At 53.9% G+C, this 22,359-nt stretch carries 22 protein-coding genes; 4 read left to right on the top strand and 18 right to left on the bottom strand.

Features of this window, described 5'->3' with window-relative positions; genetic code table 11:
* Window positions 1-43 precede the first annotated feature (43 nt).
* From BUE38_RS06965 to BUE38_RS06950, 4 genes are all read right to left on the bottom strand, one after another.
* A complete protein-coding gene (locus BUE38_RS06965) occupies window positions 44-1,228 on the bottom strand; it encodes an S-(hydroxymethyl)glutathione dehydrogenase/class III alcohol dehydrogenase (protein ID WP_073434319.1) in 1,185 nt (394 codons plus the stop codon).
* 108 nt (window positions 1,229-1,336) lie between these two features.
* The gene (locus tag BUE38_RS06960) at window positions 1,337-1,759 is read right to left on the bottom strand and encodes a TraR/DksA family transcriptional regulator (protein WP_073434318.1); all 423 of its coding nucleotides are present in this window, start codon (window positions 1,757-1,759) and stop codon (window positions 1,337-1,339) included.
* A gap of 144 nt (window positions 1,760-1,903) precedes the next feature.
* Window positions 1,904-2,737 (bottom strand): iron chelate uptake ABC transporter family permease subunit, encoded by an 834-nt coding sequence (locus BUE38_RS06955; protein WP_073434317.1) that lies wholly within the window; start codon window positions 2,735-2,737, stop codon window positions 1,904-1,906.
* Window positions 2,734-3,462: an ATP-binding cassette domain-containing protein gene (locus BUE38_RS06950; protein ID WP_073434316.1), complete on the bottom strand. Its 729-nt coding sequence runs from the start codon at window positions 3,460-3,462 to the stop codon at window positions 2,734-2,736. Before BUE38_RS06950 ends, BUE38_RS06955 begins: the two co-directional genes overlap by 4 nt.
* A gap of 137 nt (window positions 3,463-3,599) precedes the next feature.
* On the opposite strand from BUE38_RS06950, the gene BUE38_RS06945 reads away from it, so the two are divergent.
* Together BUE38_RS06945 and BUE38_RS06940 are read left to right on the top strand one after the other, a co-directional pair.
* A complete protein-coding gene (locus tag BUE38_RS06945; protein WP_073434315.1) occupies window positions 3,600-4,610 on the top strand; it encodes a zinc ABC transporter substrate-binding protein in 1,011 nt (336 codons plus the stop codon).
* Between the two features lie 100 nt (window positions 4,611-4,710).
* On the top strand, window positions 4,711-5,427 hold the full coding sequence (locus tag BUE38_RS06940) for a metal-binding protein ZinT (protein WP_073434314.1): 717 nt from the start codon (window positions 4,711-4,713) through the stop codon (window positions 5,425-5,427).
* 658 nt (window positions 5,428-6,085) lie between these two features.
* Here the strand turns inward: BUE38_RS06940 and BUE38_RS06935 are convergent.
* Window positions 6,086-7,039: a site-specific integrase gene (locus BUE38_RS06935; protein WP_073434313.1), complete on the bottom strand. Its 954-nt coding sequence runs from the start codon at window positions 7,037-7,039 to the stop codon at window positions 6,086-6,088.
* The gene (mobH, locus tag BUE38_RS06930; RefSeq protein ID WP_073434312.1) at window positions 7,032-8,891 is read right to left on the bottom strand and encodes a MobH family relaxase; all 1,860 of its coding nucleotides are present in this window, start codon (window positions 8,889-8,891) and stop codon (window positions 7,032-7,034) included. The genes BUE38_RS06935 and mobH overlap by 8 nt, the downstream gene beginning before the upstream one ends.
* Before the next feature lie 555 nt (window positions 8,892-9,446).
* Between mobH and BUE38_RS06925 the strand changes: the two genes are divergently transcribed.
* Window positions 9,447-10,460: a metallophosphoesterase family protein gene (locus tag BUE38_RS06925; RefSeq protein WP_073434311.1), complete on the top strand. Its 1,014-nt coding sequence runs from the start codon at window positions 9,447-9,449 to the stop codon at window positions 10,458-10,460.
* Window positions 10,461-11,006: 546 nt separating this feature from the next.
* Here BUE38_RS06925 and BUE38_RS06920 read toward each other — a convergent pair.
* From BUE38_RS06920 to BUE38_RS23560, 10 genes are all read right to left on the bottom strand, one after another.
* Window positions 11,007-12,653, bottom strand: a complete 1,647-nt coding sequence (locus BUE38_RS06920; protein WP_073434310.1) for a phosphoethanolamine transferase — start codon at window positions 12,651-12,653, stop codon at window positions 11,007-11,009.
* A gap of 8 nt (window positions 12,654-12,661) precedes the next feature.
* Entirely contained in the window at window positions 12,662-13,393 is a 732-nt protein-coding gene (locus tag BUE38_RS06915; protein WP_073434309.1) for a phosphatase PAP2 family protein, read from the bottom strand.
* Window positions 13,394-13,624: 231 nt separating this feature from the next.
* Window positions 13,625-13,978: a hypothetical protein gene (locus BUE38_RS06910; protein WP_073434308.1), complete on the bottom strand. Its 354-nt coding sequence runs from the start codon at window positions 13,976-13,978 to the stop codon at window positions 13,625-13,627.
* Window positions 13,979-14,088: 110 nt separating this feature from the next.
* Complete coding sequence (locus BUE38_RS06905; protein ID WP_234986805.1) at window positions 14,089-15,843, bottom strand: ArnT family glycosyltransferase; 1,755 nt, start codon at window positions 15,841-15,843, stop codon at window positions 14,089-14,091.
* Window positions 15,815-16,123: a lipid-A-disaccharide synthase N-terminal domain-containing protein gene (locus tag BUE38_RS06900; RefSeq protein ID WP_073434306.1), complete on the bottom strand. Its 309-nt coding sequence runs from the start codon at window positions 16,121-16,123 to the stop codon at window positions 15,815-15,817. Before BUE38_RS06900 ends, BUE38_RS06905 begins: the two co-directional genes overlap by 29 nt.
* On the bottom strand, window positions 16,116-17,078 hold the full coding sequence (locus tag BUE38_RS06895; RefSeq protein WP_234986804.1) for a glycosyltransferase family 2 protein: 963 nt from the start codon (window positions 17,076-17,078) through the stop codon (window positions 16,116-16,118). Before BUE38_RS06895 ends, BUE38_RS06900 begins: the two co-directional genes overlap by 8 nt.
* A gap of 52 nt (window positions 17,079-17,130) precedes the next feature.
* Window positions 17,131-18,543 (bottom strand): ATP-binding protein, encoded by a 1,413-nt coding sequence (locus BUE38_RS06890; protein WP_073434304.1) that lies wholly within the window; start codon window positions 18,541-18,543, stop codon window positions 17,131-17,133.
* Complete coding sequence (locus BUE38_RS06885) at window positions 18,543-19,211, bottom strand: response regulator (protein WP_073434303.1); 669 nt, start codon at window positions 19,209-19,211, stop codon at window positions 18,543-18,545. Before BUE38_RS06885 ends, BUE38_RS06890 begins: the two co-directional genes overlap by 1 nt.
* Before the next feature lie 486 nt (window positions 19,212-19,697).
* Window positions 19,698-19,922 carry a MerR family DNA-binding protein gene (locus BUE38_RS23565; RefSeq protein ID WP_443093372.1) on the bottom strand — a complete coding sequence of 75 codons (225 nt, stop codon included), beginning with the start codon at window positions 19,920-19,922 and terminating at the stop codon, window positions 19,698-19,700.
* Window positions 19,910-20,068, bottom strand: coding sequence for a MerR family transcriptional regulator (locus BUE38_RS23560; protein WP_443093373.1), 159 nt, complete (start codon window positions 20,066-20,068; stop codon window positions 19,910-19,912). Before BUE38_RS23560 ends, BUE38_RS23565 begins: the two co-directional genes overlap by 13 nt.
* Window positions 20,069-20,139: 71 nt before the next feature.
* Here BUE38_RS23560 and merT point away from each other — a divergent pair, with 71 nt between their 5' ends.
* Window positions 20,140-20,499: a mercuric ion transporter MerT gene (merT, locus tag BUE38_RS06875; RefSeq protein ID WP_073434302.1), complete on the top strand. Its 360-nt coding sequence runs from the start codon at window positions 20,140-20,142 to the stop codon at window positions 20,497-20,499.
* 35 nt (window positions 20,500-20,534) lie between these two features.
* On the opposite strand, the gene BUE38_RS06865 is transcribed toward merT, so the two are convergent.
* Window positions 20,535-21,824, bottom strand: coding sequence for an ISL3-like element ISPpu12 family transposase (locus BUE38_RS06865; protein WP_004574636.1), 1,290 nt, complete (start codon window positions 21,822-21,824; stop codon window positions 20,535-20,537).
* A gap of 21 nt (window positions 21,825-21,845) precedes the next feature.
* Window positions 21,846-22,358 carry a signal peptidase II gene (gene lspA / locus BUE38_RS06860; RefSeq protein WP_073434301.1) on the bottom strand — a complete coding sequence of 171 codons (513 nt, stop codon included), beginning with the start codon at window positions 22,356-22,358 and terminating at the stop codon, window positions 21,846-21,848.
* Window position 22,359 lies beyond the last annotated feature (1 nt).

The following is a 22,359-nucleotide window of genomic DNA, read 5'->3' as shown; positions in this document are numbered from 1 at the left end:
GTGAGGTCTCCGGGGAAACCGCACCAACTCGCCCGCCTGAGCATCAGGCAAGCACGGGCACTTCTGTTGTTTGTCCAATCACCTCACCTGCCAGATCACCCACCAGGGTGTCCTGAGTCTGGAAGTGAATCACTGAGCGAATCGACTCGCCACGCCGCAACAGATCGAAAGCCATGTTGATCTGATCGTGCCCCATGTTGTGAGTAATGTAGGGATCGACATCGAAGCGCCCGGAAAGCCACTCATCAACCATGCCCGGGAGTTCGGAGCGCCCCAGCACTCCGCCGAAGGCACTGCCTCGCCAGACCCGACCAGTCACCAACTGGAACGGGCGTGTCCCAATCTCCTCCCCCGCCCCCGCGACACCAATGATGATGCTCTCCCCCCAGCCCTTGTGGCAGCACTCCAGTGCAGCTCGCATCAGGCGAACATTGCCCACGGCCTCGAACGAGAAATCGACCCCGCCATTGGTCATGTCGATGATCACCTCATGCAACGGCTCAGGATGGTCGTCCGGATTGACGCACTCGGTAGCGCCCAGGGATTCAGCGAGGGCAAACTTGGCGGGATTGACGTCGACGCCGATGATCCGGCTGGCACCCTGCAGCCGGGCCCCCTGAATCACTGCCATCCCCACGGCTCCGAGGCCGAACACGGCTACCGTGTCACCGGGTTTGACCTTGGCGGTATTGCGCACAGCGCCCATGCCGGTTGGTACGGCGCACCCCATGACACAAGCCTTGGCCAGCGGCGCCTCACGACTGATTCTGGCGACGGCGATCTCGGGCAGCACCGTGTATTCGCTGAAGGTGCTGGTGCCCATGTAGTGATGAATCATCTTGCCCTTGTAGGAAAAGCGACTGGTGCCATCCGGCATCACACCCTGCCCCTGTGTCTTGCGGATGGTTTGACACAGGTTGGTCTTCCCGGACTGGATGTAGGGACAGTTCGGGTCTTCCGGTGTGTAGAGCGGGATGACGTGATCACCAGGGGCTACCGAAGTCACGCCCTTGCCCACCTCCTCGACGATACCTACGCCCTCATGCCCCAGCACACACGGGAAGAGACCTTCGGGATCACGGCCGGAAAGCGTAAACATATCGGTATGGCACAGGCTGGTGGTCACAATCCGGACCAGTACTTCCCCCTGCTTTGGTCCTTCCAGATCGATCTCCTCGATCTCCAACGGACGGTTCGGCTCCCAGGCGATGGCTGCGCGCGTTTTCATAGAGACCTTCTCCTTGCTGAAGGCAAGCAAGGCTGAAAGCCCAGCCCTGCCTGTCCGTGCATGTCAAAACGGCGATGGAATTCGCCCAGTGATACTGCGAAGGTGCTTCTATCTCCGCACCTTGGCGTAGTGATGTTCTTTCTGCTCCTGGCGCTGCTTGGCTTCGAGGCACAAACGTGCTGTCGGCCGGAACAACAACCGGGCAATTCCGATGGGCTCCCCCGTCTCCTCGCAATAACCAAACTCTCCCGCTTCGATTCGCTTCAAGGCGGCAGTAATGTTGGCCAGCAACCGGGTTTCCCGGTCGGCCTGGCGAAGCTGCAGACGCAGCGCTTCCTCGTAGGAGGCTTGATCAAGTTCATCCCCTCCTCTCTCATGCGTCGTCATGGCCTGACGGACTTCGCGCAAACGCCCCTCGACCTGCGATTGCTCCTGGAGCAACCGACGCCGAAAGAAGGCCAGTTGCTCTTTGTTCATGTAGTCGTCATCCGGCATCCCCAGAAGGTGCGTCTCTTCAACCACTGTTGGCATCCAACCAGCCCTCCAGACATGAGGTGTCAAACATGGTCATTATTCAGCTGTCACTGAAGCCCATAAAAGATATGTTATAACATATCAATAATGCAATATGAAAAGCCTTCATTTCTTGCCATGCCTCATCGCTGCTGAAAGGGTCTATCCGCTTCCCCTGCCGGGTGGAGACATACCACGCGACAGTCGGCGCCTGGTCAGTCCGACAAACCCCGACGACATGAACAGAATTGTTGCCAGACTGACGATGGTAGGTCCCGTGGGAGTATCCAGCCAATAGGCCGCCTGCAGCCCGCCGATGGTGGCCAGAGCTCCCGTCACGGCCGCCAACAACGCCATGACTTCCGGCGTCCGACTGAAGGTCCGCGCTGCAGCAGCAGGAATGATCAACAAGGCAGCAATCAGAAGGACCCCCACTACCTTGATGGCCACCGCCACCACCACCGCAAGGGCCAGGTTGAGGACCAGCTGTTCGCGCCTGGGATCGATCCCGCAGGCATAGGCCAGGTCCGTATTGAGGGTCGCCATCAGCAGGTTCGACCAACGCCAGCGCATCAGCCCCAGAACGAAAACCACACCGAACCAGATAAGCACGAGGTCAGACTTTCCTACGGCCAGAATATCGCCAAAAAGGTAGGCCATCAGGTCGATACGTACGCCAGACACGAAGGAAACGGCAACCAGCCCAAACGCTAGCGCCGAATGCGCCAATACTCCGAGGAGGGTGTCCATGGCATATCCTCGCCCACTCAACAGCGAGACAAGCGTCGCCATGACCATCGCGATGACCAATACGCCGGCAAATATGGAAGTCGACAGCACCAGCGAGAGTGCTACGCCAAGAATGGCAGCATGGGCCGTGGCATCGCCGAAGTACGCCATGCGCCGCCACACCACAAAGCACCCCAGCGGGGCAGCACTGAAGGCCACACCAACCCCGGCCAGAGCGGCACGGACCAGAAAATCATCCAGGATCATGAGAGTGGCCCCAATGGCGCAGTACTGGAGGCGTGGTCATGGCGGTACAAGGCTAGCGCCTCCTCGGTATCGTGGCCGAACATGGCGAGATATGCCGGCGAAGAAGCCACTCTCTCCGGCGTACCCTCGCAGCAGATAGTGCGGTTCAAGCAGATGACACGATCTGAGGTACGCATCACGACATGCAACTCGTGACTGACCATCAATACACCACAGCCAAGCTCATGACGGACTGAATCAAGCTGGCGATAGAAATCAGCAATCCCCCACTGATCGAGCCCTTGAGTGGGTTCATCAAGAATCAACAGATCCGGTGATTCCAGCACTGCTCGGGCCAATAGAACACGCTGAAGTTGTCCTCCCGACAAATCACTCATCTGGCGATGTATCAGGCCTTCACTTCCGGCTCGCTTGAGGGCCCGATCGACATGATGAGACGAGTGACGCCGCGGCAGGTTCATGAAGCGCGCCACCGTCAATGGCAATGTGGCGTCAAGATGCAGTCGCTGCGGCACATAGCCGATCGTCAGCCCTCGTGGCATCTCGATCATTCCGCGGGTCGGCCCCAGAGCGCCGACGATAGTCTTCAGGAGTGTCGTCTTCCCCGAACCATTGGGACCGACGATGGTGACAATCTCACCTCGCTCCAGGACCAGATGAACGTCCTGCAGAATGAGATGATCCCCCCGGACGACATCCAGGTGTTCAATCCTCAGCAATTTCATGAGGCTATCCGCGACAGATTCGAGAATCGAGAAGTACCGCGAGATCGACGACGCAGTACGGCAGACTTGACACAACGCATTATGTTATAACATAACTATTCGGCCGTTCAATCTCCCCACTTACCCAAGAGGACGTCATGACCTTGCGCCCCCACTACATCCTGGCAGCTCTTCTCGCGATGCCTGCAGTTGCGATGGCTGATGTGCCATCTGTCGCGGTAGACATCCCGCCAGTGTACTCGCTTGTCGATCGAGTCATGGGAGAGCTGGGCTCCCCTGACCTATTGATCCAGCCAGGAGCCTCGCCTCACGGCTATTCGATGCGCCCTTCCGAAGCCACCGCCCTTGAGGATGCCGATGCCGTCTTCTGGATCGGCGATAGCCTGACGCCCTGGCTGGCAGACGCCATGACAAACCTCGCGGGGGACGCGATTACCGTGGAGTTGATGGACGTACCGGACACAGTGAGACTGGAGTTCCGAGAGGGTGCAACGTTCGAGGCGCATGATCACGGTCATGGACACGACCACGACCACGACCACGACCACGACCACGACCACGACCACGACCACGACCACGACCACGACCACCAGCATGATGATGGTCATCATGATCACGTCCACCATGGTCTGGATCCGCATGCCTGGCTTGATCCAGTCAACGCTCAGGTATGGCTTGTCGCCATTGCCGAGTCACTAGCCGACCTCGACCCCGAGCATGCCTCCGCCTATCGAGAAAATGCCCGGCTTGCTGTCACCGATCTCGAAACGCTGACCGAAGAACTGGAAGCGCAGCTCAAGGGTGCTCACGACACTCGCTTCATCGTATTCCACGACGCCTATCAATACTTCGAGAATCGTTTCGGACTCTCGGCGGCGGGCGCCATCTCTCTCGGTGATGCGTCTCAGCCAAGCCCAGCTCGAATCGACGCGCTGCAGAACATGGTGGACCAGCTGGGCGTTGAATGTGTCTTCAGCGAACCACAGTTCAACCCCCAACTGGTGCAGAACGTGTTTGGCAACACTGGCGTCGACACCTCCATCGTGATCGATCCTCTCGGGACGGAACTCACCCTGGACAACGAGCTTTATTCGCAACTTCTGCGACAACTCGCCAAAGGGGTCGCTCAATGTGGCTCGGCATCCTGATCCCGTCTACGTCGGACTCAATTATCTTTCGGCATAACCCTATCGGCTCAGTCACGGAGTAAGCGTCCTGAGCCATTCGATGCAACAAGGAGACCCACCAATGCGTACGCCATATCCCAGAAGTCTGAGCATTATTGTCACTACTCTGTTGTCGATGTCAGCCAGCCAGTTGGCCGCCGCACAAGAGAGCCACCAACACGCCGAAAATGACAGCCATCACGATCACCAACACGAGCACGAGCACGAGCACGAGCACGAGCACGAGCACGAGCACGAGCACGATAATGATATCTATTCGGGGCATTTTGAGGACAGTCAGATCGAAGACCGATCACTTTCCGACTGGGAGGGCGACTGGCAGTCTGTATACCCATACCTGAGAGATGGAACACTCGATGAAGTCTTTGCCCACAAGGCAGAGCATGGCGGTGACAAGACAGCAGAAGAGTACAAACAGTACTACGAAAAAGGCTACCAAACAGATGTTGACCGTATTGTCATCGATGGCAATACCGTGACGTTCCATAAGGATGGAACGGAAGCCACCGGAGAGTATCTCTATGATGGTTATGAGATCCTGACCTACGAGGCCGGAAACAGAGGCGTCAGGTATATCTTCCAGCTGGAAGATGGATCACAACTCCCGGAGTACATCCAGTTCAGTGATCACAGTATCTACCCTACCGATGCAAGCCATTTCCATCTTTATTGGGGTGACGATAGAGAGGCCTTGCTCGACGAAGTCAGTAACTGGCCGACCTATTATCCATCGGCAATGGATGGCACCGAGGTTGCCCATGAGATGATGGCACACTAGACCGCTATCGCCAGGCTCCCGCGAGGGAGCCTGGCCGCTGATAACCAGATTCTGGGTCGGACTCAGAGCAAAAGCTGATATACAGTTCTACGACTTCCGTAAGACCTTCAATCCTATAGAGTCAGGCAAGGGAGTAAGTATGCCGCCTGCTCGAATGATGGTGTTGCTTGACGTTGCGTCACCGTAGTTTCGACGTGGAAGAGCGGAGTACATCAACCCAACCAATACTTCCCAAAGACTTTACTGACAGCCAACATCGCCTTCTCATTGCCATCTTCAAGTCAAAGGGCCTGGTCAACGAGCGGAGACAAGGCACAAGAAAACCGCCTCCAAGGGCGGTTTAGATGTGCTGCAAGCAATTGAAAAAATCAGTGTTTCTAGATGGTGCCGACACCAGGAGTCGAACCCGGGACCTACTGATTACAAGTCAGTTGCGGGTTTCCGGTCGGACAAAAACTAGCTGCAGTACATCATGCGCTATAAAATTCGTCTCTACGACCAAGCGTGCAAGAAGGGTTTGTTTCTCCCCATCTGCGATCTTGCATCACATTGGCGATTAGAAGCATGGCCAACGCTGTCAAGGATGTCAACCCACCAATCTGCCGTTGGCTCAGTGAGGGGGTAAGATCCCCCCTCACCACTCATCCTCCTTGTGCAGCTAAATGGGTAACCGTGTATTCAACGCGCGGCGCATCGCCTCAACGTCCGGATGGATGTACTCCATCGTGGTGCGTATGTCGGTGTGGTTCAGTATGTTCTGCGTGATATGGATATTTCGCTCTGGGCTATCCATGAGGCTCGTTCCCAGGAAGTGCCGGAAACGGTGCGGTGACATCTTGTACCCCGTGAGCTCCGACAGCGACTGAAAGAATCGCTCTACCTGCCATGTATCCATCGTCGTTCTTTTATGACGGTGACTAAACCGGTTCACATTGAAGAGTTGATCCTCTCTTTTGAAACCAGAGTTATGGGCTGCGACAATCAACTGTCGCATATACGGATATAACCCATCAGGTATTGGCAATATGCTTTCAGAGTGCGTCTTCGATCCTACAGCCGATGCTCGGAAAACACGCTTTTTAAGATTTACATCACCAGCCTCTATGTGCAACAACTGGTTCAATCGTATGCCCGTGTAAAAGAATGTTTCCATCAGGCTCTGCCAGAACCAGGCAGGGTGTATTTTTGATCGTTCATCGTAGCAATATTCATACCGTCGGCAGACCTCAAGCACCTCCCTGGCATAGCGTATCTGCAAGGGTTGCAACGATCTTTTGGGTACCTTTGGTTGCTTGACCGATACATCCAGGAAAGGATTTTTGTGACACGCAATCAACTGATGTTTGATACCGAAGTTATAGAGCGCCTTGAGGTGCCTCACGTAGTTATTCCAGCTTGATTCAGTGATGCCGTCAGGCTTGTCTCTAGTGCGAATGATCGACACCCGCCAGTCAATCACCATCTGTCGTGTCACCATACTTGGATAGGCTTCATGGCCTAAGTAGCGACGAAACAGCCTGACGACAGCCGTGTAAGTGCTTACACTTTTAGGACGAAGATGTTTATCAGCAGCATAGCGGCTCATTAATTCCAGGAAAGACACATCATTCATCGGAAACGTCCTTTTCTCCCTTGGTGGTTACAAGAGTCAAAACCCAGTTATCAGTTGGTATTTTCTGACTCACAAGCACCGGATCCTTGATTAGATATCCCATCATGGTTCCGGATTTGTTCTGTCCCTCGACAGAAACTTTATGAATATTCTGCCCCTGGGTTCTGACATGTACACCCAACTTTTGAAACCGCTTCTGAACCATTTGCCATTGGTTTTTGTCACTCAATACACTGGTACAGAAACGCTTAAAAATGCCGGGACTGACAAGGAAGTAGGTACCATTAACTGTATGAACTGGGGCCTTTGTGTCATTGATGACGATGGAATGGTCCGCTAGACCCGTCTTCAGCCACTGCCAGAACCGCTCTCCAAGGTCTGTTGGATCGTTGGAATTGTTGTCGCCCTCACTAGACTTTTGTATAAGGGGAGATGTTTTAGCAGATTCTGATGCTTCTTGTTGAGACGCTATAGATTCGCCACAAGCAACATCTGAAGTAACAGATTGTTTATCCTCGTCTTTCACTTCCGGGAAAAGTGCCATGATATCGTCGTCTATAGACGTCGACGCAGCACCTAGCACTTGTGCTGAGGTTGTCCCCGTCTCCGCTGGTCCGGGTACGGCGACAGGCATAGCGGTCTGGTTCTGCGATGGTTGTTCTGGTGCAGGGACAGATTCTTCCTGGAGAGCCGCCGCTGTGGGTGGCTGCTTCTCCTGCTCCTCGACTGTCCCTGCTCCCTGAACAGTCAATTTGCCACTGAAGGAGCTCGGTCTATCCTCGACACCCCAAATCAAGGTGGGGGGCACCTTGATCATGTTGAAGGACTGCTGCCAGTCACCATCCGTGATATCGCATTTCCAGACGTGCTTGCCTTCCTCAACTTCCTCGATGATGCCGTGGGCATGCATTTCCCCCTGAAGCCTGTTCAGGTCGGCAGGAATGCTTTTTATCCCTTGTGCATACAGGTGCGCCTTGAGCTCGTTGATGGCACGAGGAGATACCAACCACAGCGCTTCATCGGTCAGCCAGGCTTGTCCCCCTCGCTTGTTCAGCTTGAATTGCTCTTTGACCAGGTAACGCAAACCTTCGGCCAGCTTGCGCTGTATGGACTCGATGGGTGCGGAGAGTGCTTGAACCGGATCCCCGCCGAGCGCCTTGGCAACACTGGCGCGGTCAGCCTGATGGATCAGTTCGGCAACGATGCCACCTCGTTCGGTATGCCCTGAGATGGTGTACATGAACAGTGAGAAGAGCCTGGGCTGGCTCATCAGCCAGTCCATAACCTTTCCTCCCAGGACCTGTTTTCCCAGCAGGGCGTTGACGGCGCTATGGAGGTGGTACTCCCGGTTTGCTCGATACCGCACTCGGTAAGGCTTCGGAATCACACCGTGCCATACACGCCACTCACTGCCGTCCTGAAGGTGGATCTCGATGTCGACCAACACCTTGGCAATATCGTGCATCAGCGCGCCATAGATGATGGCAGCACTCCACAACTCACCGGCTGAGCTCTGATCCTCTGGTTTTGCATTGGGAGGCAGAAGGTGGCGTTGTCGAAGACGTAACCCATAACAGGCCATCTCAAGCGCGTGATCGAGCATGCCGCCGGCGTAGGCGTGGTGATGGGACTCCGACGCAGGAAGTAGCTGCACCAGTTCTGCGTACCGCTCTATCGGGGTCAGCAAATACTCGTTGAAGACAGGCTGTGTCAGGGACGTTGTATCCCACAGCATCTTGACCATGGACTGTCGCCGCGGGGTCGCCAGCAGCTCCTTGCCTGTACGCGGAGCATGGAACCCCTCAGACACTTGAGGGGTCGACGTGGAGCGCGAGAATAGGCGTCGAAGCATTGGTAGTTCCCTGCAACTGTCGAGCAATCCACAGTTGTGACAGGGAATCAGTGCTCAGGAGAAGCAAAAATGTTAAGCCCAAAAGCTAGGGTTTCTTGCGTTATGTCGGATACTTCGCGGCACTGTATATAGATACTGTCAATGTCTCAACATGCGCACATAGCAATGTGTTCTTGTTCGATGCAGGTTACTTTCCTACAAGCATTGGGTATCCGCAAAAAAGTGGTTGAGATCATGACTCATCTCGACGCGTGCCACGGAGATATTGTCTTCAAGAGTGCACTGAAGCCCCCCTTCAGAGATACCATGTCACAAGCCTTCCTTGGTTGTGGCTCATGAGCGTTCAGTTATACCAAGGATGGGCATTAATACTACCCACTGGCCTGCCACGAGCGAGGCCATCGTTGTCATCACTCCTTCCCAAACTCGCACACCTCTAAGGGTTAGTTAATGTGGCTGCCAGCATCATCAGGCAACATGAGCATCACGCTCTGTCATTACAGGCGCCACAACATGCGAGTAACCGAACGTCTTTTCACACGGATATGCGTCGCCATGATCCTATTCGCAGTACTCTCTACAGCGATGATCACCACCACTCATGGTCAGTTACTTTCACTGGCACGTTTCTATATGATCAGCATGCTCAATCGTCACCAGGCGAGCTGGACAAGTGAAACACTCTCGCCAGAGTACGATCATTCCATTACCCTGCTGGCAGCGGGAGACATTGCCCAATGCAAAGTTCCACGCATAGGCAGCACGCTTGCCAACCTTGGCTATTCACTGGGCATGGATAAGCCCTTACCCCCACGGACAGATGCGGCGAACCAAACGGCAAACCTCGCTAGCCTCTACCCTTCAGCTACTGTTCTGGCATTGGGTGATCTAGCCTACCCTGATGGTTCACCTGCGGACTTCGAACGTTGTTATGACAGCGCATGGGGGTCACTCAAGAGCCGAACACTGCCTACGCCTGGTAATCATGAATACGGTTCCCCAGGAGGGTATGGCTATCTGAGTTACTGGGGCAGTACAGCTGGACTAGAACGCAATAACTACTACGCCAAGTCTTTGGACAACTGGCTACTGCTCTCGCTGAATAGCGAGATACCGGGTTCAACTGATTCCACTCAAGGAGTGTGGCTGGAGCAGCAGCTGGAGAAAACTGAAGCCAACTGTATTCTGGCCTTCTTCCACCGCCCTGCATACTCCAGTAATTCTCGTGGGGATGACCAAAACGCGGTAGATCTGTTCTCGATCCTCTATCGCCACGGCGTTTCACTGGTACTTAACGGCCACAATCATCTGTATGAGAGAACCGCTACGATTGACGCTGAGGGTAACGTCGACACAGCAAGTGGCATCAGAACTATCATCGTCGGTACTGGTGGCGCAAAGCTGGATGACGTGCATTCATCAGCCAGCTATTCCGTCCGTCTAATTACTCATGAGAACGGCTTGCTAAAACTTCATCTCGCCAGAAACAGCTATCGTTGGGACTTTATTTCCTCCAGCACCAGAAAAGTACTAGATTCGGGTCAGGCAAATTGTAACGCTACTCACTAACCACATCTAATATGGAGTATGGTTACTCGATCAATCGGCGTATTCGAGTCGATATACCTCCGAGAAGAATAAACTTTATCCTTTAAAACAACCCAACACTCAGTTTTCGGACTTTGTGGTTCCCCGGACACACCTCTCATTAACTAGGTGAGGTGTGGCAGAAATCAGGGGCCATCACAGAAGTTGCTCATCATTACTCTCACTGACTGCAATCGATACATTCACTGCGACGATGACTGATGATGGTCTGTGTGCGAGTAAAAGTTCAGCAACAGATCAAAGTGATGCATATGCGACAGCGATAACCACCGCCCACAAACACTGCAATACCAACTCGACGACACAGGTGGCCGGGACCGCAATGACTGGAGGCACGACAATGGTAATTACGACCTTGAAAACTGGACGGTCAGCGCCTGAAAGGCAGTATGCGTGACAAAGTCCATAAGCGCACCCGCGACTGATCAAAATGCAGAAGCATCGCGATGACACTCCTGCCCTGCTTTCCTACCACGCTCCCTGCAGTCGCTCCTCCCACCCAACCAGCTATCCCATCTGCCGACATGCTGCTGCCAGGTCCTGATCGGGGCGATAGCTGCTGGTGCGTACGTCGAAAAAACCCAGTAGAGTATCAAACAGATACGCGTGACTGACTGCATCGTCGGAATGTTGCTGCATACACTGAGCAGTAATGCCAATATCCTGCATGGTGCGTTCGGGCATCCACCAGATCATCGGTACGTGCGTCTGCTCATCGGAAGCGATGATGTATGGAAGCCCATGCAGATAGACACCAGCCTCGCCCAATGATTCGCCGTGGTCGGAGACATACAACAGCGACACATCCAAGTTCTTTCGCGCAGCAAGTTCATCTATCGCTCGGCTGAGTATGCTGTCATTATAGAGGACTGCATTATCATAAGCATTGATAATATCCTCATCGTTGCATTGTCCGATATCCTCGTTTCTGCACTCAGGTAACCACTTTCGGAAATTCCCGGGGTATCTGGCATAATATGCTGGACCGTGATTACCCAGCTCATGAAATACAATAAGGCTATCTCCCTTCACATCCGTCAGGGCACGCTCCAGTTCCGAGACAAGCACTGCGTCCATGCAACGTCCGGTCGAGCATTCTTCAGGATAATCGGATGCCACCACTTTGGCATGTGGTACCCTGTCACAAACCCCCTTGCAGCCCGATTGGTTATCAATCCACTGAACATCGACACCCACTCGAGACAGTACATCGAGCACGGATTCGTGGGATTCGATATAACCTTTGTCGTAGTTGTTGCGTCCAATCGGCGAGAACATGCACGGCACGGATACCGCCGTACTAGTGCCACAGGAAGTGACAGACGAATAATTGAACGGGGCTCGGCTGACCAACTGTGGGGTAGTCTGTCTGCCATATCCATTCAACCCCCAATTCTGTGCACGCACTGTTTCGCCCAGTACCAACAAAAATACCTTTCTGCGCGTGTGTGCGCTCTCCTCACGAGTGGCGTCCTCGGCAATCGGCAGACGTAGTGAATCCGACTTACGGAAATGATCGGAGACAGACTCGATTGTCGAGACAATCGCATTCCCGGGAGTGACTAGATAGCGCATTTCCGGGTTATTGCGCATGAGTGGAGAAAAGCTGTGAAAGGTCATCATCAGGGCACTCGTCACACAGATCAGAGCGGAAGCCATAAATACCATACGCCATACCACAGCCTTGAGTAATGTACTTCTCCTGACCCGGACCAGGCACAGCAGCGCAATCGGTACAATTGATGCCACAACCACATTGACCACAAGGCCTGGCGTCAATATCTCGCCAGCCTCTCGCGGATCTGTTTCGAGAACATTAGTGACCATATCGGAATCGATGTAGACACCATAATGAGTAATAAAATAGAACACCCCTGCCGACAAGATCGTCAGCAAGGACAATATGGGTTTCACCGTATAACGATTGACAAAAAAAAGAAACACTAGATATTGCAGAGTCGTCAACATGACAAAATATGCCGACATGACCACCCATGCATATCCACTGGAAAGATCATAAAACTCTGACACTGCTTTCCAGAACGGGCCATTGAACACCAACGAGAAGTACAGTGAGGCCAATAGAGTGACCGTTTCCACTCTCATTACGGGACGATTAAACCCGAAAAACATAGAGATAAAATTCTTCAACATACAAACTCTCAACCATTAATTAATGAACCATGGGTTGTTTGTATAAACATCACAATATACAACACACTGGAAACACTCCAGCAGATAACTCCCGTCCATATATCGTGGGAAAGAAAATGCGCGCCCCGAAGCTGCTGAGCCACACCAAATACAATACCCATCAGCAATCCAAAACAGAGTCCCCACCAACGCCAGCGCGGTGCCGTCACAGTCAAGAAGAAAAACAATGCTAACCAAGCGTAACCAGCACTGGCATGCCCTGCCGGGAAACACTGCGGACTACCAAGGCTTAAAGGGCGCAACTCAAGCAGACCGATGAATGGAGTCTCACCGCCATAGCGGGTCAATGACCACGGGCAATCCATATGCGTCAGTCCCTTGAGAATGGAGATGCTCAAGGTCGATAGGGCGACACTGAGAAACAGATAGCCCAGCGGCCGAATCAACCAACGATGGGCTTTTGAGCAACATGCATAGGCAAGCGCGACGAAAGTCGCAAGGCCCATGGCTTCACTCACCCCCCGCCCACCTTCATGTAGCACTGCGGATAACCAGATATTATCCTTCCAGTTCCAGCCATTTCCTTCGAGTTGGTACAGCCTGTCTGCAACAGCGAAATCAGCCCCAACGTTGGCCAAAGTGATATCGACAACGGCAAAGACCAACCAGACAAGAGCCAAGTGCCGAAGTGTCGTGTTGGCCAATAACCCTGACGCAAAGGTACCTGGTATAGTAAGCACGGTTTCTCCTCTGAAGGTGGCAAAGGTATAACACCAAGACATAATTAAACAGTCTTCCACCAACTATAGGAGTGCGTGCTTAACAGAAAGTTAAGAGCTTAAACTCTCGACTATTTATGAAACAAAACTCAATACTTGATCACCACAAAAAACGCTGCCGAAGCAGCGCCAAGCATAATAAAAAACAGAAGCAGTCTTTACTTAAACACAAAACCTTACTTCATCAGCCACTCACCACAACATCAATGGAAATATGGATGCCACAGTTATTGCCAGCGACATATCACTCATCCCATTATTGACTTCCAATGGTTGATTCCTTGAAAGATAGTTATCAAAGAACGATAACACCGAAGAATAACAGGAGAAAAAGATCGCTATCGCACACGAGGTAACGGCAACGCTGGACCCGAAGCCAACGCTTGCCCAAAGCAGACCCAGAACACCAACGACAACCAATATTCTAGCCTGCAGTCGACGCACGTTAACATCATATTCACGTTCATGCTGTTCGATCCAACTACTCAGCCAGGAAATTTCCTCGGATTCCACGATGTAGTCATACTTCTGCATTACTGTCACCATGGCGTTGGTTCCTGATCAATGAATCGTGTTGGCACATCCCATGTGCCACACTGCGATATGATATATTCTGACACTCAAAACTTAAGGTACTCTTATGTACCTTGACAGCTCTACTCCGAACCCGAGAAGTCGCTAGTGATGGGTACAGGTACAGAGAATATCGGCGCCGCACGGGTATCTCCGTAACAACGGACAAACGCCCGCCCAGACAGCAACCACCAGTCTTCGCTATTCTGTGTGCCCATATCCATTGCTTGGCTAAGGTCGGCACATGCAAGTTCATCGCGCTGCTCCTGAGACACCAGCAACCAACGCTCGTCGGGGTCAGCCTTGAGCCATCCGAAAGCAGTCAGAAACTGCACATCATCCGGAGTGTGATAGCCGAAGTGAACCAGAGGTTGATGAGCCTGGAGCACAAACTCCTCGTCGAAGTCAGGTATTGCCAGCCACTGGCCCGCTCCGGTGAATTGTTCAACATGGCGCATGAAGTCATAAGGCGAACGAGCTTCATTCATCAGGCGATAGCCCCAAGTTGACCAACTCAGCCAGAACAATCCCAACCAAAGCACGAGGGCAATCATCCCCTTACCATGACGCAGCCCAATTGATAGAACAACGCCACTACAACCCAGTGCGCCCCACCACCACCAAGGTTGAATATCATGCCGAGTAGCAAGAGCCTCAAGTACCGGAAAGCCGAAGGCGCCAAGAACCCCTGCCACTAGAAAGGCCATCGCCAGAAAACCAAGAAGAAGCAATGCCAGGCCTTGCAAGCGGCGTATACAGAGCAGTCCGGATAACACCGGAGCAGCCGCTATCACCAATAGCGGCGTGACCGGGAGGAGGTAGACGCCGCGCTTACCAGGTGATAGTGAGAAAAACAGAATGATCAGCAACGCTGCACTGAGCGGCAGAATAACGCGCGGGTCGACGCGACGAACACGCCGATACCAAGCGGGCATCAGCCACGGCAGACCGAGCGTCATTGGCAACCACGCCCAAGGGGCGACCTCTACAAGGTAAAAGTACCAAGGTTTGATGTGATGCCATGAGCTGGCATAACGATCTCCGGTCTGCTTGAACAGGATATTGTCACGATAGGCAACCAATGCCTCATTACCGGAAAAGCTGGTGTAGATCACCATCGGCCCGACCCACAACACAAGAATGCCTATCAGCAGTGCAATACCGATCAACAACTCGCGCAGACTAATACCTTCCACCCTGCCCTGCCTCGCGAGGATCCACACAGCAGGCAGCAGAAGCAAGGGAAGAAAGCCGACTCCCTTTGTCAGTACACCCAGTCCCATGGCAATGCAGGCAATATACCACCACTGAATTGCTGGCCCCAGCAGGACATGGCGAAGAACACCGTAGACGCCAAGACTAACCCACAAGTTCAGTAGCATATCGATTTGTGCGGTTCTTGCCTGGAGTTCGAATTGAAAGCTTGCAAGCAGTGTCAATCCTGCCAGCCAGGCAATGCGACGACCGTACAGCCGTCGCGACAGATCAACCACCAATGCCAGCGTACCCAACGCACCAAGCAGAGACGGCAGCATGAATCCGATACGCACCGAACCGGTAAGCTGTATGGCCGCCGCGCTGAACCACATGAAGATAGGCGGCTTATCGGGATACAGCTCTCCGGCACGATGTGGAATCCAGAACTGCCCTGTCTTGAGCATTTCTAGTGCATTGAGCACGAAACGCGGCTCATCGGCAGGCCAAGGATCACGCAATCCAACCCCCACGGCGAGCAAAATCAACCCCAGCAGCATAAGTAGCGCCAGAGGCCAAGCATGAATGCGGCGCAACCACGCCGGAGGACTCATATCAACGCGGAGCCACTTGCTGGTCATCATCGTTTCTGGCGTCCCCGTTGGCACGCTCGTGGCGGATAAGAATTAGATTACGGGTATAGATGAATAAACCAGCCCCCTGGCCAAGTATAAAAACTGGGTCACGACGGTAGAGGGCATAAGTCAGTAGTGTGACACCACCAGCGAGGCTGAAAATCCAGAACGCAGTGGGCACTACACTGCGCCTGGCACGCTCGCTGGCCAGCCATTGCACCATGAAACGCGCCGAGAACAATGCCTGACCAAGAAAACCGACACAAAGCCATACCTGAGTACTAGTCATTTTCAGCCACCGACTGCCTGACAGTAAAAGGCGTTTCAATGGCGGTGTGTTCGACAACCTCCGCTGGCAAACGCGAACGATAGCGCAGCCACATCACTCCACTGATATCGAGCAACCCTGCCCACAGCCGATTTTTGATACCGTAATGGGATTGCCCAGCCTGACGCGGGCGATGGCTCACCGGCATGGAAACACAGCTCCCGCCTTGAGAAAGGATCAGTGCGGGCAGGAAGCGATGCATATGATCGAAGTACGGTAGGCGCACAAAAGCATCTCGACGGAATACCTTCAGGGCGCAGCCGGTATCTGGGGTATTATCCTTGAGTAGTGCGCCTCGTACACGATTGGCCAGACGTGATGAGAAGCGTTTGACCCAATCATCATGACGTTGGATTCGATGCCCAGCAACCAACGTCACATCGTCTTTGAGCGCACGCTCAAGCAACACAGGAATGTCTGCCGGATCGTTCTGGCCATCGCCATCCAATGTGATAATCCATTCACCGCGTGCCAGGTGTACCGCCTGCCATATCGATGTACTCTGACCGGCACTACGCTGATGACGCATTGGGCGCAGCGTTGGCTGTTGCTCGGCACGTGATCCAAGCAACGACCAGCTTTCATCGCTTGAGCCGTCATCCATGACCAGGATTTCATGGGCATAACCTGCTGCCTGGAGTGACAAGTCCAATTCATCCAGTAATGTCGCCAGGTTCTGCGCCTCGTTATGGGCTGGAATCACAACGCTTACAAGAGGTTGAATCACATCACCACCTTCCCGAAACAGAAACCTGTGCAAACTATATATGAGAGTTCTTAACGAATACTTAAGGAAGGGAAAGAGGGGGAAAGAAGCAAACAACCACCAACGCACGATGCGCTGCAGAACAGTACTGCATACCTGGTGATAGCAGTGCAGCACGCTATCGCAAACCATGTCACCCAAACTATCCAATACGAACCACCATGGTTCACTCTGCACCAAGCTCAACCAGTGGTTCACGGGATCATTGTGGTAGCTCAGGCCATAACAATTGTGCGACCAACCCACCTTCAGCGTGGTTGCTTAAGCCAAGAACTACCCCTTGGTGCCTGGCCAATGCCACAGCGATGGACAACCCCAAACCACTGCCAGTAATTGAGGCATCACTGAAACGCCGAAATCGCTCAGTGACTTCACTCAGAAGCTCATCGGGAATGCCTGGTCCAGAGTCGTGAATATCGAGCTTGACGGTGCCTCCTGTTACACACAAAGAGACTTCTATATGCCCTCCATTAGGTGTGTAGCGAATGGCATTATCAAGCAGGTTACGGATCAGGATGCCAAGCTCCGTACTGTTGCCCACCACTCGTGTGCTCGGCAGCTGTTCGAGTTCCAGGTTCTGCTGGCGAGCCTCGATCAACGGCCAGAGTTCAGCAGCCAGCTCCATCACCAGATAGCGTAGGTCGATGACCTCGGTAGCGGATTGTTGCTGTCGGTCGACACGAGCCAGCAGTAGTAACTGTTCAACAACGCGTTGCAAGCGTTCAACGCCCTGACGCGCTTTGGGAAGAGAGTCATTCTCACCGTCGATGGCATTGTCCAAGTGTATTTTCAGCGCAGCCAGCGGTGTACGCAATTCATGCGCAGCATCTGCCGTAAAACGGCGCTCCTTCTCGAATGCCACGCTCAAGCGCTCGATAAAGTTGTTCAGAGCACCTCGAAGGCTCTTCAACTCGTGGGGCACGGGCAATTCAATAGGTGCCAGATCGTGCGAGCCACGACCTTCCACCTGTCGTGACAAATCACTGATCGGCACCAAGCCTCGCCGGATAAGGTACAACATCACAAACAGACATAATGGCAATAGCAACAACATTGGCCACAAGTGGTTCAGGGCAACTCGTTCGGTGATGTCATCAAAATATTCCTTCTCGATGCCTAATTGCAGCCACAGACCACGCGCTTCATCCTGCATGGAAATAACGCGCCAACTGGTATCTCCAAAGGTGAGCCAACGGAAAGTCTGCCTGTCAGGAGCAGGAAATTCTGTCGAGCTACCATGCCAGCCCGGCCCCATCAACAAGGGGTGCCCCTGCTTATCCCAGAACCCTAAACTCATCTTGCGTTCTTCGTGGTGATATATTTTCCCTGGTTGCTCGTCACTCGCCACTATCGCAATATCAGTACCGTCAGCAGCATACAAGGCAGCTTCAGCCCTATCCTGTTTCAACCATTGCGCCAGGCGCTGATAATCTTGCCTGGAGGGTGAGTCCGGTAACATGCTCATTAGCCCACGACCGGTTATCGCCAACTGAGCATCCAGGATCTCCTCCAACTCATGCTCGGAGATCAGATAAGCCGCAGCGACCGACAGCAAAGTAATCAGCACCAATGTCAGCGATAGCACGCGAAATAGATAGCGGCGAATCGAAACCATCAATGAACAGCCAAGTCAGGACTGATGCGATAGCCAATGCCACGTACCGTGACGATGACTGTCTTATCGAGTTTCTTGCGCAAATGATGCACGTGCACCTCCAGCGCATTGGATTCAAGCTCTTCCCCCCAACCATACAACAGACTCTCCAAGCGTGGGCGCGACAACACCTGACCAGGATTTTTCGCCAATTCCACCAGCAGTGCAAATTCACGTCGACTCAATACAATGTCCTCACCGCACCAGGACACCGCATGCGTGGCTTCATCCACCGTCAGAGCCCCCAATACAATGGTGGAACTGGTGCGCCCGGAGGCACGGCGCATGATCACCCGCAAACGCGCCAGCAGTTCCTGTAGGTCAAAAGGCTTGAGGACATAGTCATCGGCTCCGGCATCAAGACCACGGACACGCTCCTCAATGGCATCCCTCGCGGTAAGGATCAATACCGGTAACGCGCTTGTCTGACGGATACCGGCCAACACCTCCAGACCATCACAGTCGGGTAGACCAAGATCGAGGATCACCACCGAGAACTCCTCGGCCACCAGTGCTGCCAGCGCCGACCTCCCTGAGGTAAACCAGTCTACGGCGTAGCCTTCACGTTCCAACGCCGTCTTCACGCCATCCCCTAGCAGAGGGTCGTCCTCTACCAACAGCGCTCGCATTTCCTCTCCTCCCTTGTCTGCAAACATAGTCGATAATGCAGCATAGACTGACAGAACTTAAGGTCAGCTTAAGGAAAGGCTCAATCTCGCCTTACGAACACAACTTCTGATCATCGAAGATGTGTATCAGGCCTCTGGAGAACCAGTTTGCTCTTTCCTGAACAGGCTGGCAGAAGAGTGACAAGTTCAGCATGAGGCAGAGAGCAAGAGCAATGGCTCTGATCCGTCGACAACTGGCGAGCCCAGCGCGGACTGGTAACAACCCTGCATATGTTCCTGCACACCAGTCCATTTGAGCCCAACTTTGTAAGTGCGAGTGCGAGTGCCACTGCGCAGCTGCCGTACCCGACTGATCACGTCCGGTCGGTAGCGGTCTTGGCTCGCAGCACAGTGCCAGACTATACCGCCCGAGGCATCAGTACGTGAAAGCTGGGGTGGGTGTCAGTTTCAAAAGATGGCTGCACGGAATGTCAGAAGATGGCAGCACTACATCGTCCCTTGATGTGCATGGTATCCATCGACCAGCCGGGATAAGGCCGCCTCAATGCGGGTCAGATCAGCCAGCCTGGCGCGCACGTCGTCAAGCCGCTGTAACGCCAGTTCCGCCGCCTCGCTGAAATGAGCACCATCCTCCAGAGCCAGTAGCTGCCCGATCTCGTCCAGGCTGAATCCTAGCCGCTGCGCCGCTTTCACGAATTTCACTCGCGCCACGTCGGCGCTGCCATATCGCCGGATGCCGCCAGGTGGGCGCTCCGGCGTTGGCCCCCCCTGTGCTGATAGAAGCGGATCGTTTCCACATTGACCCCGGCCGCTTGGGCAATGGTGCCGATGGTCAGGTTTTCCGGTGCCTCATTCATTGAGCTTTACTCCGTAGTTGACTACGGAAGTAACGTTAGCGTATCGGCCAAGAATTCAGAAGGACAACCTAATGACGGAATCCAAGAACGGTCGTGGTGCCCTGGCAGCCGGCGGCCTCGCTTCGACCTGCTGTCTCGGGCCGCTCGTGCTGGTTGCACTGGGCTTTTCGGGCGCTTGGATCGGCAACCTGACGGCCTTGGAACCCTATCGCCCGCTCTTCGTGGGAGTGGCACTGGTGGCGTTGTTTTTCGCCTGGCACCGAATCTACCGGCCTGCCACCGCTTGTAAGCCAGACGAAACCTGCGCGATGTCACAGGTTCGCACGACGTATAAAGCCATCTTCTGGACCATCGCTGCCTTGGTGCTGATCACGCTGCTGTTTCCTTACCTCCTGCCCCTGTTCTATTGGGTATACGGATTTAATGGTTGATGGGGCACCTTCACCCCATCAATCTGATACCACCCTCAGATGGTTGATAGATCGACTCCGTAGTTGAGTTCCTCTGCGAAGTCCGGCAGTCCGTAACCGATGGTTTTCTTGTAGAAAGGAGAGACCTTCGCAGTCGGTGCCTTCTTCTTGTGCTTCGTGGTGTAGAGCATTCGTGCCCGCATCACCTCGAAGGAGTAACCGCGCCCTTCACGGTTCTTGTCCTTGGCCAGTCGGTTGATGGACTCCGTGTAAGCGTTGGTGACGGGCATGTCCGTCTCGAAGTAGGTCATGGTCTCTTCGCGCCAGTTTCCCACTGCCCTGACCAGATCGCTCCAGACTTCCTTTTGGCCCTTCGGGATGGTGGCTATCCACTCGTCCAGGGCGGCTTCTGCCTGGAGCCGTGTGGTGGCGTCCCAGATGCCGTAGAAGCGCTCCTTGTGCTCGTAGGCGGCCAGCAGTTGCGGGAACGCGCCTGTCCAGGTCTCCATGATGAGGCGCTCCCGGTCTGAGACTTCGTGAGCGCGTTTCAGCAGGATTTTCCGGTCTCCCTTGAGAGTCCGGCTCTGGGACGGTTTCAGCTCCTTTCTGAGGCCCTTGCGCACTCTCTCTAGGGCATCGTTGGCCATGCGCACCACATGGAACTTATCGACCACGATACGGGCCTGGGGCAGCACAGCCTTGACCGCTGCCCGGTAGGGGTTCCACATGTCCATGCTGACGATCTCGACCTTCTGCCGGTCTTTCAGCTTCATCAGGTAGTTGGTCACCACGTCCTGGCGGCGGGTGGCCAGCAGGTCGAGCAGGGTTCGCTCCTCAATGTTGGTCAGAATGCAGCGGTAGCGCTTGTTCAGGTATAGCTCGTCAATGCCCAGGATGCGGGGCGTCTCGAAGCGGTGCCAGCGCCCCAGGAACTCGGCGCGGGCGTTGAAGATGTCGCGCACCGTCTTCTCGTCCAGGCCGGTCTGTGCCGCCACAAAGGTGTAGGGGTGGTTGAAGGATTCCTTCTCCACGTACTCATGCAGCCGCAGTGTCATACGGAATCCGTCCACCATCTCCGGTAGCTGGGGCCTGAATGTTGTCTTGCAGGCCCGGCAGGTGTATCGGCGGCGGACCACCCAGAGAGTGACCCGCTTGCCGTGGATGGGCAGATCACGATAGGGAACGTCACGCTTGCCGAACCGTACGAACTCACCCTGCACGCCGCATTCCTCGCAGGCGATGGGATCGGGCACGTCCACCTGGAAGTGCATTTCGTCGTCGGTTGATTTGCAGCCCAGTACTTGGTATTGCGGCAGGTGAAGGATGTTGTCGGGAAGTTCGGTCATGGTGTTGTATAGGCGTAGGTGTCAGTCAGATCCATCCGGCTCGGCATTGGTGTTTGCTTTTTTACCCAACAAGCTGCTGGAAACGAAAAGTAAGGCACCGAGGACAATTGCAATATCAGCCAGGTTGAAGGCCGGCCAATGCCAGTCTCGCCAATAGAAATCAAAGGAATCCACAACATAGCCGCGAAAGACCCGGTCAATCAGGTTGCCCATGGCGCCACCGAGGATAAGACTGTAAGCGATGGCTTCTCCTTTATGACGATTTTCAAGGATCAGCTTGATCAGAAAAATCGAGACCACTACCGCGATTCCGATAAAAAAGTAGCGCTGCCAGCCTCCACCATTCGCAAAAAGACTGAATGTGGCACCGGTGTTCCATAGGTGCACCCAGTTAAAGAACGGGGTCACCGAAACATACTCGCCATAGGCCATTGATTGCTGCACCAGCCACTTTACAGCCTGATCAGACGCTGCCAGCAGGCCCGATATGGACAATAGGGCATACGGCGAGAGCTTTTTGCCAATAATGAGCATT

It is taken from the genome of Halomonas cupida (genome assembly GCF_900142755.1).
Lineage (GTDB): Bacteria > Pseudomonadota > Gammaproteobacteria > Pseudomonadales > Halomonadaceae > Halomonas > Halomonas cupida.
This window is presented reverse-complemented; position numbering and strand designations above follow the sequence as displayed.